This is a genomic window from Candidatus Reidiella endopervernicosa (assembly GCF_013343005.1).
Lineage (GTDB): Bacteria > Pseudomonadota > Gammaproteobacteria.
The window spans coordinates 375,863-388,197 of sequence record NZ_CP054491.1; the positions used below are offsets into that span (position 1 = coordinate 375,863).

The window sequence follows — 12,335 nt, forward strand, 5'->3', positions numbered from 1 at the left end:
TCAGTATGGCCTTGATGTTGAATGTTGGCTGCAATAGCGGTGGCAGTTCTGGCGTCTCCATTGAGGCCGCGGACACCGCAGCAAGCGACACCAACACCGAAACCATAGATGAAGCCACTGAAACGACTATAACCACCGATATCGAGACACTCGGAGGCCTGATCTATAACGACGACAACCTCTCCTCGCCTCCCAGCCAGTCTTGCGCCAGCTGCCACACCATCGGTGTCGGCTTCGACGATCCCGATAGTGGCGACCCCACCTCACTCGGCGCTGATGGCAGCAGCATTGGCAACCGCAACTCACCCACCACCGGCTACGCGGCACCCATACCCGAACCACAGACTGTTACCCGCACACTGCCGGACGGCACCACACGTCAGGCCTTCATAGGCGGGCAGTTCCTCGACGGCCGTGCCGACACCCTGGAGGAGCAGGCAAAGGGCCCTTCCTCAACCCGGTCGAGATGAACAACGCCAGCAAGGAGGATGTGGTCGCCCTGGTCAGGGCGTCGAGTTACGCAAGCGACTTTGAGGCGATCTTCGGTGCAGGATCACTCGACGATGCAGAGATCGCCTACGACCTGATCGCCGATGCCATCGCTGCCTTCGAACGCACTGAAACCTTCTCGCCCTTTAGCTCGAAGTTCGATCAGGTGCAGAACGGTACAATCCTCTTCACCCTTGCCGAGGCGCGTGGAGAACGGCTCTTCAATGGTAAGGCGCAGTGCATCCTCTGCCACAATACCGTAGACATCGACGAGCAACTCTTCTCAGACTTCGAGTTTCGTAACATCGGCGTGCCCGCCAACCCCACACTCATCACCATACTCGGCCCCTTCATCGACAACGGCCGCGGTGATGTCACCGGTCGCGCGCGCGACAATGGGCGGTTCAGAACACCCACCCTGCGCAACATCGCCATCACCGCCCCCTACATGCACAACGGCGTCTTTACATCGCTCACCGAGGTGGTTGAGTTCTACAACACCAGAGACACCACCTTCCCAGACCCACCGGAGGTAAGTGATAACGTGGACGATTTTGCGAGTATCGGTGAGCTGGGTTTAACGAATAACGAAATCGCCGATATCGTCGAATTTCTTGAGACTCTCAGCGATCAGTGAGGCATGCTGATGTTTAACATGTTGCTAATGGGCGCGCATTGGCACCCGCCTGGATAGGCTTTTTACGTAACTGGCAGCCTGAACATACAGCGCTCTTTTTCTAAAGGCTCGCCCCCCGTGGTCGCTCAACGGGAGTAGTGCTGACTGGCGATTGCTAATACCGCCCCCTTAGATACAGGGCGCGACATTGATCAATATCTGCTAATCGAGTTATTCAGCCGCAAGCTTCCCGTGGGGATCCTTGCCATCCAGACTTAACTTGATGCCACGAACAGCCGACATGGCGGTATGCACCAAAATCGCCAGCAGCGGTGCGATGGCAACCCAACCGCCAAAGTTGGCATTCTTGAGCAGTGCCCAGCTGATTACATTGACCTCATAACCGAGCACAAACATCATGCCGCTGTAGAGACTGCTGAGGAAGAAGTAGACAAAGAAGGTACCGACAGAGACGATCATATGGTGGCGTACATAATCATCCTTATAACCCACCAGAATGAGGCAATAGAAGATGTAGGCGAAGGTGCTGTAGAGGGAGATATTGATACCGTACACGTTCAGATCGGCCAGACCTATGAAGTGCACATTGACCACCAGCACCAGAATCAGCAGATAAACCATGGCAGCCAGCCACTCTCTCTTAATACCACTCACAATCACCACCACGCCTTAGTAATCAGACAAAGCGTAATAGTACGCCTCCTAAGGCATGACCAACAACCATTCAGTCACCGAATTCATCAAACCGGATTCGGTTAGGACGGTTAAATTCCAGGCAATGCGTTCTTATCTCGATTCGACGCCGCTAGGATTGCTCTAGCGGCAATCTGATTGTGAACGTTGTGCCCTTACCTGGTTCACTTTCGACACTTAGATCACCGTTGTGATTTTGAATGATTCCATACGAGAGAGATAGACCAAGCCCAGTCCCTTCACCCACCTGCTTGGTGGTGTAAAAGGGATCGAATATTCGATGCTGGATATCTTCGGGAATACCACAACCATCATCCGACACCTCAATGATTACACTGTCCCTGTCCACTCTTGTTCTGATCGTTATTGTTCCCTGCTTTTCTATCGCATGTGCCGCATTAACAATCAGATTCAGAAACACCTGATTTAATTGCGACGGAATACACTCGACCTTTGGTATTTCACCGTACTCTCGGATCACACTGGCTTTGTATTTAATCTCGTTATTGGCGATATTAAGCGTAGTATCCAATGCACTCTGAAGATCAGCAAACACCCAGTCGCTCTGCTGATCGACATGTGAAAACTCCTTCAGATATTGAACGATTTTTGTAACTCGGCTAATACCTTCGTTTGACTCTTTCAATGCATCAATGATGTCATCTTTAAGATACTCAAGATCAAGATGCTCCTTTAAACGCTGGATTGGCTCAAAAATAGCGGCCTCGTTTTTAATCACTTCATCCGCAGCACCATAAAGATCAAGAAGTCTAAATATCTCGAGAAGATCTACCGATATGGTACTAATGTTTAAATTCACATAACCGATCGGATTGTTTATCTCATGAGCCACACCTGCGGCCAACTGACCAACAGAGGCTAATTTTTTAGATTGAAGAAGTTGGCTTTGCGCCTCTTCAAGCTTCGTTATTAGATTGCTTTTCTCTTCACTGGCATTAGACAACTCCGACTCAATATTCGTTATCTTTCTGATGGTTCCTCTGGCAATTATCGATATCATGAATATAACAACGAAGATAATCATAAAATTGACAAAGTAGACGCTCTTGCTCTCTGCAATGGAGTTATTCGAAGAGTTCAGGATATGGTTCTTCTGCTCCTCAAGGATATGCATATACCGGGAGTCGCTATTTTTGCGAAAGTTTGTTTTGGGCATCCAAGCCCAAGCAAACAGCAAAACTTAACGCGACCGTTTATGCCTTCGGCGCCCGACCGTCCTGCGTACGTTGCGTAATCACCTCTTCGCGGCTCTACACAACTCCCTCAGTGACTCTACGCCGACATAAAGCCGCTGCTGCATCTTCTTCGTCGTTCGCTCGCGCTCTCAACTACGAATATGCAGACGGCGTCGACTATCGCGGACTAACCGCCTTCGCTTCGCTATCCATAGCGGTCAGCGGTTGATTATCAGTTGCTCCTGTCTCGGCATCACATCGTCATAAAGAATTCTTTTCGATTCGTTAAAATCTTCATCCTCACCCGTCATCGCCAATTCAGCAGCGTGACGCAACCTGGGGACAATATCGCACACAAGAACGTCCTGCTGGGCAGATCTATTGCGCTCATCTTCGGTGAGCGGAAGGGCAAGAAATGTTTCGCGTTGGACGGTATAGGTGCTTGCCTGGGAATCGAGCTTCATCAACAGCTCATCGCGCTCAAAGATATCCTCGGTGATCAGCATCTGATTGGTGATTTTTGAGCGCTGCCTAACCGTCACAATCATGTTACTCATCAACTGCATCTTCTTACCGGAAATAACATTATTTTCCAGATTCTCATAGAGCTTATAAGAGAAGAAGAAATTGACACCCCATATCATCACCACCAGAACAAACAGTGAAGTAAACCCTAAATGATGAGTGGGTGGATGACTTTAGAATGTGGCTTTTTCGTTATGTCGATCGGTCACAAGAATCCAGCGGCTACTATTCCTAGAATAGGGTGACATCTACAATCTGATCTAACTTTAGCTAGTCAATCGTCACTCAACAAGGCCGACAAAAAACCACAATAATTAGAGACGACTTTAGACTCACTATAGACCACGAGCGTTGAGGATAAAACCCGGTTCTTTCAATAACCTCTCAATCAGATGCTCCATCTCCTGACTGGAGACTTCACCACTGCGACAACAGGATGAGCAGAGATTCGCTGCAGTGATCGGCTGGTCTGAGTTGACGACAAAGCGGCTCAATGCATCGCCTCCACCCTTAAGAACATCTTTAATTACCAATGGGCTTAACATCCCTGCTGACTCCATCACAGGAAGCACCGCAACATTGTGCAGAGCTGTCAGTAGCTTGGGTCCGATAAACTGAGGAGGCATCGGCCCACTATTCTGTACCAGCAGACGTTCGGCCGTCTCCCTGTAGAAGTCGAGAAAGCTATTCTCTTTGCGAAACATCAAAAAGGCGTTGTGAACTTTCTTGTAGACCTTCAGCTTTCTACTCTTATCGTGTTGTACCCAAACCTCGCGTCCAACGGCATAGCCCTGATCAGGTAACTTAAACTCCGCTGGCTTAAAGATCAGAAAATCGGCATCGAGCCAGATAGCTGTCTCATAACCACGCTCAAGTGCAGCCTGTAAAACAGAGAGCCGAGCAAGGTCCGTTGCAATAACCCGTTGCTCCTCTGTCTTCTTCAGCAGATGCGCAGGTACGGCATCGAATAGCTCATCCCCCATAAACTGATACTCATACCCACAGATCTCACACCAGTCACGAACGGATGAAAGGCAGGACTCAAGCCAGGGATAGGGAAGCGGGGAGTCGCTATTTTGCGAAAGTTTGTTTTGGGCATCCAAGCCCAAGCAAACAGCAAAACTTCACGCGACCGTTTATGCCTGCGGCGCCCCGACCGTCCTGCGTACGTTGCGTAATCACCTCTTCGCTGCTCTACACAACTCCCTCAGTGACTCTACGCCGACATAAAGCCGCTGCTGCATCTTCTCCGTCGTTCGCTCGCGCCTCAACTACGAATATACAGACGGCGTCGACTATCGGGGACTAACCGCCCTCACTTCGCTCTCCATGGCGGTCAGCGGCGGTGAACAGTGGGACTGGATAACGACCGTCTTGTGCATGGCGGTCATTATGACACCAATCAATGTACGTAGGATTACTTAATCAGATTGAATATAGCGACAGAACTTTTGTGTAACAAGCATCTGGCTTTTTATAATCGTTCGTGAGAGACCCAGCACATGACACAGGCGCTGAACGGGATAACTTTCCTGATGCTGTAGAACATAGGTGTACTTAACTCGTGATGTCTGGCGAAGTACGCGGCAGTTCTTTCAACCGGCGAACGCATCCTTTTCAGCAGCGATTCAATAATCCCGTAGTAATATCAAAGGTAGGCATTAATTACTCGCTTTTATTTACCCTCATTACAGGGAAAACTTGGTGAATTTGAGCAAGCTTGTGGAAATGTATACAACTGGTAATACAAAGAGACTCGCTAATCGTTCAGTGTGTGGTGACTGATTATTCACACAGAATTGGTATTGAAAAACCCGGATAGTTGTCCGAAACAGTAACTATTCGATATCAGCCAAAGCTTGCATGCTCCTATACACCTACAGAAAGCTGGGATCTCTACATGATAAAATCAGCGAACTTGAAGGAGCAAGGCTAATAAGTTTCAAAAAGGTTGATTAAACCAGCTATCAACGAATGGACTCTGTGGGCATTATTCTTAACAACTGTTAATGACATCCTGCAACTTTCACATTATGCGGGCACACTCACCATTGACTATTCTTTACTAAGATCATCAACGCTGGACACCTCAACACAGTTACGCCCCTTTGCCTTGGCAAGATAGAGCGCATCATCGGCGTGTTCGAGCAACTCATCAAGCGTTGTGTCCTGCGAACCCATTGATGTCACGCCAAAACTGGCGCTAAAACAGATCTCACCAAACGAGGTATCGAGACAGCCCTCTGCAAACTGCTTACGCAGACTATTTGCAATATCACTGGCCTCCTCCAGTCCGGTACCGACCAGAATAACGGCAAACTCCTCACCCCCAATACGCCCCAATATGTCGGTTGTGCGTATCCGGTCTTTACTGATCTGGGCAACCTCTTTTATCACCACATCACCGGCGGCGTGTCCTTTGCTATCGTTGATCTTCTTAAAGTGATCGATGTCGAACATTAGCAGCGAGAGGGGATAGCCAACCCGTCTTGCCTGCTTAATCATCTCTTCACCCCGATTGATGAAGTGGCGCCGATTGCCAACACCCGTCAGGGCATCGGTTTCAGCCATCGCCTCAGCCGCCTCTCTCGCCTGCTCCAACTCTTGCGTGCGTAGCGCTACCCTCTGCTCCAGGACCGCATTCGACTCACCCAGATATTCGATCAGCTTTTCCTCTGCGGTGAATTTATCCTTGCGCAGCTCATTGACCTGATCGACCAGCGCCATACCCAGCAACACCGACTCCAGCAGCAGTCCCATGCGAGCAGCCCAGATGGCGTAGTCATTCATCTCAATTAGACCGATTATGCGACATAAGAGAATTACGACAGCAACACTCCAGACACTCCAGGCCGCGACGTACCAACGCGCTTCAGTTCTCTCAAGCACCTTCCAGACCCACAGCCCAAACAGCGGCATGATAGAGAGCGACAGGACCGTCAGCATCAGAATCTGTGCAGAGAAATCCCGATAACCGAGTATGAAACTGATCCCACCTGTAGCTGACATGATCATCAACAACTTCAACAGATAATCTGCACGCGGCATCAACATCTCGGTTTTGAGAAAAACGCGGCTAAACTGAACCGCGAAACCGAAGGCCAGAGCATTTCCAATAAAGTGCACGGAGTCGGTTAAATAGGCCGATTCATTCCAAAAAAACTGGTGACCCGCCCCTGTGTTGGCCAGGAAGCCGATGACGGCGGTTGTGAGATAGGCGAGATACCAGATAGAAGGTCGTGAACTGGGTTGGTATATGGACAATTAGATTAAAGATAATTGCAAAGATCGCACCACCAATCAGAATTCCATAGAGCGCATAGACGATGGTTTTACTTTCATGGAAGGAGTCGGGATCCCAGATTCGGGTTGCCAGCTCAACAATACCGAGATCTGCATAGTCAAAACGCAGCACTATCCGCTCTTTCGACTGAGCGGGTGTAGCGAGCGGGAAGACAAAGGTCTCGGAGGCAACCTTACGATCGCTAAAGGGACGTCTGTCGCCCGTCTTCAGTACCGTTATCGTGCTCGACGCATCGACGTGGTAGAGATCCAGATAGTCGGTATGGGGGTGAACAGACTCCAACATCCAGTCGATTCGCTCACCGCTACTATTCTCAACATCAATAACGACCCACCATACCGACCGGCTCATCCCCTTGAAGGTCTTCACTCGGCGACTATTGTGATGCTGCTCCGGGTCTGTGCGCTCAAGTAGTTTCTCAATCGTCAGACTACTATCGCGATCCTCAATAATCGTCATCTCATCCGCCACACTCAGGCCAGACATGACAGACTCAACCGGGGAGTCGCTATTTTTGCGAAAGTTTGTTTTGGGCATCCAAGCCCAAGCAAACAGCAAAACTTAACGCGACCGTTTATGCCTTCGGCGCCCCGACCGTCCTGCGTACGTTGCGTAATCACCTCTTCGCGGCTCTACACAACTCCCTCAGTGACTCTACGCCGACATAAAGCCGCTGCTGCATCTTCTTCGTCGTTCGCTCCCGCTCTCAACTACGAATATGCAGACGGCGTCGACTATCGCGGACTAACCGCCTTCGCTTCGCTATCCATGGCGGTCAGCGGCTGAACTGCGGCGATCAGCTGGGGGCTGGTGAAAAACGAAAATAGAAGAAGCAGCTGACAGGCAAGTAGTTTCATACTTCCGGTTTGCTTACGAGACGCAGCAGATTCGCGACCAAACCGCTGGGCTGGCTCATAATCATTCAGACCAATATCGGACTTTGCGTTCACAGAGAGGTGGGGCCATTTCGATTGTGAGATGGAAGTACTCGATCGACGACGGATTATACCCGATCTAAATATTGTAAGAGGAAATAATTCGACTAGCCGATCAGAATATTCTCCCCAGGTTTTCACAGTCACAGACAGGTATTCTGCCGAAACCTCGGTCTTATAATTGCTGTTCTGCTGGTCTTAATATCCCTGCTGCCTCCATCACAGGAAGTACTGCAATATTGTGCTGAGTTGTCAGTCGTTTAGATACGATAAACTGCGGAGGCATCGACCCACTATTCTCTACCAGCAGACGTTCGGTTACCTCTCTGTAGAAGTCGAAAAAGCGAGTCTCTTTGCGAAACATCTAAAAGGTGTTGTGAACTCTCTTGTACACCTTCAGCTTTCCATTCATATCTTGCTGCACCCAAACATGAACGCAGAAGCCGTCAAAATATAGATGTTCACCCTGCAGGTCGACAACGTCGGTGAAAGTAACCATTAAGACGACGCTGCTATCTTTGCTCTTCTAACGCCTAGATTCCCTTCCGATACTGGGTATTGGTGACAGGCGAGATCACCTCTTTCAATTCGTTGGCGGCCTCGGCATCACCCACGATGTATCGCTGAAATAGCTGGGTCAGCTGCGGCTTCTCCATCTCAATCTGCGTGTCGGTTTTAATATCACGCAGATCAACGAGATAGTCTGTAACCAGACTCGGCACATCACGAACGATATCCGTATTCAGATAGCTCGATTCGTTATAGACGGTATGGTAATCGCCTTTGCTCTTTTTAATTAACAGCGAGGCGTCATTCATGTTGGTGATCTGCGACGACTTCTCGCAACGCTGTATGCAGGCCCCATCAACGATATTCTTCTTGCACCCCGTCACTTGATAGAAGAGGCACGCCCGGCTGGTCATCAGGATTATCGGATGGTAGATGCTGTAGTAGATCTTAAAGTCGTCGGGTTTGACCATCTTGCGTATCTGGCCGCGATTAATCTCATTGGAGATAAACGCACCGCTGCAATTAAAGCTCTCTTTCAGACAGATCAAACTATAGGAATTGACCAGATTAAGCTGCGGCCCCGCTATCCAGTCGATCCCTCTCTGATAGGCCTCATAGGCGATACCGGTATTGTTGGTAACGATCTGCTCAGGTCTCAACTGCTCAAGTAGCTCAACCGCTATCTGGTAATCACTGCCAATCAATACCGAGGGGAACCAGGGGATCAGGCCCTCATTGTTGCGAAACAGCTCAACATACTCGGCGCTCCCCTTCTTAAAGCTATTGGGAAGCTGATAGAAAACTTTAGCCGCACTCTCCTTGCAGAGATGGAGATCTTCCGCTGAAGAGATTAGCAGTGAGAGTTCAGGAGAGGCCTCATCGGATGGACTTTTTTTAAGTCGCGGTAGCTCTACCGGTGCCTGTATCTCTTTAGATCCATTCAGCACATAGAGGATTTGCCTCTTCAGCACGACCAACTCTTTAAAGGGAACAATAAGGTCGTCATCAAGTTCGCTCAGATCGATCTCATCGATAAAGTACTCGGTGTCGTTGATCGCCTTGAATCGCTCAGCCAGCAGCTCACTATCGAGTGACTGCGGAATACCCTTCTTGCTCCCTGCTCTTGCCGACGTTCGATTCTCCTTGGTCGCAGCACTGATCAGGGTACTTTCAGACTTAACCTCGAAGGAGAGATCGGATGATTTGATCGAGAGCGTTAATGGAGACCCAACCTCACCGGATGCAGAGAGGATCAGAGGTGCCTTCTCGGTACTCAGTGCAGCGATCTGCACATCTACACTGTTGATGATCTCGGTCTTCTGGTCATAGAGCTTACGCTTGGCCGTTGGCAGCGCCACCTCAACCGACATTCCACTCTTTTTGGCTTGATAGATCGCAGAGTTGTCGCGAGGATTGTCGATAAACATGTTGCGGTTAATCTCCCCCTGCAGAAAGGCGTTGGAGAAGTCGCGATTGAAGACCTTACGCAGTGAACCCTCACCACGGCCCACCTGATCCTGTTCATAGAAGCGTTTCAACTGCTGCCGCCAGCTCTCAACCACCGTATAGACGTAGTGGTGCTTCTTGATGCGCCCCTCGATCTTTAGTGAATCAACCCCAGCCTCATAGAGACCACGTAGATCAGAGAAGGCCGAGTTGTCTTTGATATTGAGTGGGAAGTCTCTGCCCTCAGCCGTAGTCAGGTACTGATCACGACAGGGCTGACTACATTGGCCACGATTACCCGACTTACCGGCATGCACCGAACTCAGGTAACAGATACCGGAGAAGGCGATACAGTTAGAGCCGTGAACAAAGACCTCGGTCAGCATGTCGTTTTCGTGTGCGACGGTGGATAGTGAGTGGATCTCCTCAAGGCTTAATTCACGCGAGAGATTAACCCGCGTAGCCGCCAGCTCATTCAGAAACTTGATCTGACCTGCATTGTGAGTCGTCAGCTGGGTAGAGGCGTGGACCTTGAACGAGGGGTAATATTTTTGCAGCAGATGGAAGACACCAAAGTCCTGAACAATGATGCCATCAAGCTTGGTGTTCACCAGCTTGTTTAGCAGAATGCTAAGAGCCGGTATCTCAGTCTCAACAATAATGATATTTAGCGTAAGGAAAACTTCGCAATCGTGCTGATGAGCCAACCTTAGTATCCCAGCGAGGTCATCAAAGGTGATGTTCTCCGCCCGATTACGAGCGTTAAAGCGATCCAGTCCGCAATAGACCGCATTCGCCCCTGCCACGATAGCAGCCTTGATGGAGTCGATATCCCCACCCGGCGCCAGCAATTCAATCTCATTTTTCATGGCGCGGAGTATAGCGAAATAGCGTCGCTAGATGTTACACACTCTCTACCCTGGTGAGGTCATCATAGTGATCTGTAGGATGATGATTAAGACAAAGGTTTCGGGCTCAGAAATCTGGTTGTAGCGACCATGTGTTGACGACATAGCTTCAACACGCACCGATAGAAAGCGATCGAAAACGTTCAAAATTCTCCGCCCAGCTGCTACCGGTTTAGGCTCTTGCAGCTGAGGCGAGCCGATCGACCGTGGCGATCAACTCACCGTAGTCGATCGGCTTGGTGATGTAGTTGTCAAAGCCGAGCTCCAGCCCCCTGGCGCGGTCATCATCGGTGGCGTGGGCGGTCAGCGCGATGATGTGGCTGGCGTTACGCCCCTCGTCCTGCTCGATCACACGTATCTGCTGCATGGCGCTGTTGCCATCGAGCTCTGGCATCTGGATATCCATCAGCACCAGGTCGTAGTGCTCTTCTTGATAGTGCTCCACCGCTTTCCTGCCGTTGACCGCCACCTCCAGCGCATGGGGCATCTCATCGAAAAATGAGGTGATGACAATGACGTTGAGGTGATTGTCCTCGGCCAACAGGATACGCAGCGAGCGCTGCTCGCCGCCCTTGCTCGCCGAATCGGTCTCCGCCTCGCCATTGTGCTCCGATGCTCCTACGGTGAAAGGTAGCTCGACGGTAATGATGGTGCCGACATCTATGACGCTCGAGACCTCGATATCGCCTCCCATCAGGTCGATCAGCTGGGCGACGATCGCAAGCCCCAGCCCGAGGCCGCCATGTTTGCGTGACATGGAGTTGTCGGCCTGCTCATAGGGCTCGAAGATGGAGGTGATCTTCTCGTCCGGGATACCTATACCGGTATCGCTGACGGTGAGACGCAGAACATCGGGCCGCTCCTCGTCCAGATGGGCACGCAGGGTGACAGCCCCCTGCTCGGTAAACTTGATGGCGTTATAGCCCAGATTCATCAATATCTGATGGAGACGCGCGTGGTCGACAATGATCCGCTCGGGCAACTCACTACCAATCTCGGCATGGAACGCCAACCCCTTGTTACGCGCATCGTTGCCGAGAATGGTGGCGATATCCTCGAGCGATGAGCTGAGCGCCTCCTCTCTCTCATCAAGCTGGTACTGACCACCCTTGAGCCGCGCCACGTCGAGCACATCCTCCATGGTGGTGCTGAGAATGTTAGTGGCGGTGCGAGCCACATCAAGGTGCTCACGTTGTTTATCAGAGAGCTCCGTTTTCGCCAGCAGGTCGATTATGCCGAGGATGGCGGTGATCGGAGTACGAATCTTGTGGCTGGTGGCGGCGATGAACTGATCCTTAGCCTTGCTGGCCGACTCAGCCTGCTGCAGCGCATGCTTAAGCTCCTCCTGACTGTGGTGCATGTCGGTAATGTCTTTCGCCAGCGCCAGCGAACCAATCACCTCGCCATCAGCATCCTTCAGATCGTGTGAGTTCCAGGAGAGGACGCGCTCACTGCCGTTCTTGCAGTGGATGGTGGTCTCAAAGTTCTCTACCGCCAGTCCCTGCTCGATGATATCCATTGCTCGCGAGAAGACGTAGTTGCGGTAGGCCTCATCGGGTAGAGCAGCTCCCAGATATCGTTACGGCCAAGCACCTCCTCCCGGCTGTAGCCGCCGATCTTCTCCGCCGGCCGGTTCCACATAACCCCCTGGCATCTTTATCCAGCACATTGAGCCACATGGCACTGTTATCC

11 protein-coding genes and 1 pseudogene are annotated in these 12,335 nt (G+C 50.7%); 4 read left to right on the forward strand and 8 right to left on the reverse strand.

Features of this window, described 5'->3' with window-relative positions; all coding sequences use genetic code 11:
• Positions 1-14 precede the first annotated feature (14 nt).
• A pseudogene (locus HUE57_RS20040) lies at positions 15-1,126 on the forward strand (cytochrome-c peroxidase).
• A 210-nt stretch (positions 1,127-1,336) separates the two neighbouring features.
• Here HUE57_RS20040 and HUE57_RS02055 read toward each other — a convergent pair.
• Both HUE57_RS02055 and HUE57_RS02060 read right to left on the reverse strand, forming a co-directional pair.
• Positions 1,337-1,780 (reverse strand): hypothetical protein, encoded by a 444-nt coding sequence (locus HUE57_RS02055; RefSeq protein WP_135622477.1) that lies wholly within the window; start codon positions 1,778-1,780, stop codon positions 1,337-1,339.
• A gap of 151 nt (positions 1,781-1,931) precedes the next feature.
• Complete coding sequence (locus HUE57_RS02060) at positions 1,932-2,783, reverse strand: ATP-binding protein (protein ID WP_236860666.1); 852 nt, start codon at positions 2,781-2,783, stop codon at positions 1,932-1,934.
• Positions 2,784-2,983: 200 nt separating this feature from the next.
• On the opposite strand from HUE57_RS02060, the gene HUE57_RS02065 reads away from it, so the two are divergent.
• Positions 2,984-3,244 (forward strand): hypothetical protein, encoded by a 261-nt coding sequence (locus HUE57_RS02065; RefSeq protein WP_174672624.1) that lies wholly within the window; start codon positions 2,984-2,986, stop codon positions 3,242-3,244.
• Here HUE57_RS02065 and HUE57_RS02070 read toward each other — a convergent pair.
• Positions 3,234-3,659: a hypothetical protein gene (locus HUE57_RS02070; RefSeq protein WP_236860667.1), complete on the reverse strand. Its 426-nt coding sequence runs from the start codon at positions 3,657-3,659 to the stop codon at positions 3,234-3,236. The genes HUE57_RS02065 and HUE57_RS02070 overlap by 11 nt on opposite strands.
• Before the next feature lie 216 nt (positions 3,660-3,875).
• Complete coding sequence (locus HUE57_RS02075; RefSeq protein ID WP_174672626.1) at positions 3,876-4,523, reverse strand: hypothetical protein; 648 nt, start codon at positions 4,521-4,523, stop codon at positions 3,876-3,878.
• 44 nt (positions 4,524-4,567) lie between these two features.
• Between HUE57_RS02075 and HUE57_RS02080 the strand changes: the two genes are divergently transcribed.
• The gene (locus HUE57_RS02080) at positions 4,568-4,849 is read left to right on the forward strand and encodes a hypothetical protein (RefSeq protein WP_174672627.1); all 282 of its coding nucleotides are present in this window, start codon (positions 4,568-4,570) and stop codon (positions 4,847-4,849) included.
• Positions 4,850-5,595: 746 nt separating this feature from the next.
• On the opposite strand, the gene HUE57_RS02085 is transcribed toward HUE57_RS02080, so the two are convergent.
• Entirely contained in the window at positions 5,596-6,804 is a 1,209-nt protein-coding gene (locus HUE57_RS02085; protein WP_174672628.1) for a GGDEF domain-containing protein, read from the reverse strand.
• Entirely contained in the window at positions 6,689-7,330 is a 642-nt protein-coding gene (locus tag HUE57_RS02090; RefSeq protein ID WP_174672629.1) for a 7TMR-DISMED2 domain-containing protein, read from the reverse strand. Before HUE57_RS02090 ends, HUE57_RS02085 begins: the two co-directional genes overlap by 116 nt.
• 90 nt (positions 7,331-7,420) lie before the next feature.
• Between HUE57_RS02090 and HUE57_RS02095 the strand changes: the two genes are divergently transcribed.
• Positions 7,421-7,630: a hypothetical protein gene (locus HUE57_RS02095; protein WP_174672630.1), complete on the forward strand. Its 210-nt coding sequence runs from the start codon at positions 7,421-7,423 to the stop codon at positions 7,628-7,630.
• Between the two features lie 682 nt (positions 7,631-8,312).
• On the opposite strand, the gene HUE57_RS02100 is transcribed toward HUE57_RS02095, so the two are convergent.
• Both HUE57_RS02100 and HUE57_RS02105 read right to left on the reverse strand, forming a co-directional pair.
• Positions 8,313-10,604, reverse strand: a complete 2,292-nt coding sequence (locus HUE57_RS02100) for a peptidase U32 family protein (RefSeq protein ID WP_078485181.1) — start codon at positions 10,602-10,604, stop codon at positions 8,313-8,315.
• A gap of 211 nt (positions 10,605-10,815) precedes the next feature.
• On the reverse strand, positions 10,816-12,162 hold the full coding sequence (locus HUE57_RS02105) for an ATP-binding protein (RefSeq protein WP_174672631.1): 1,347 nt from the start codon (positions 12,160-12,162) through the stop codon (positions 10,816-10,818).
• Positions 12,163-12,335 lie beyond the last annotated feature (173 nt).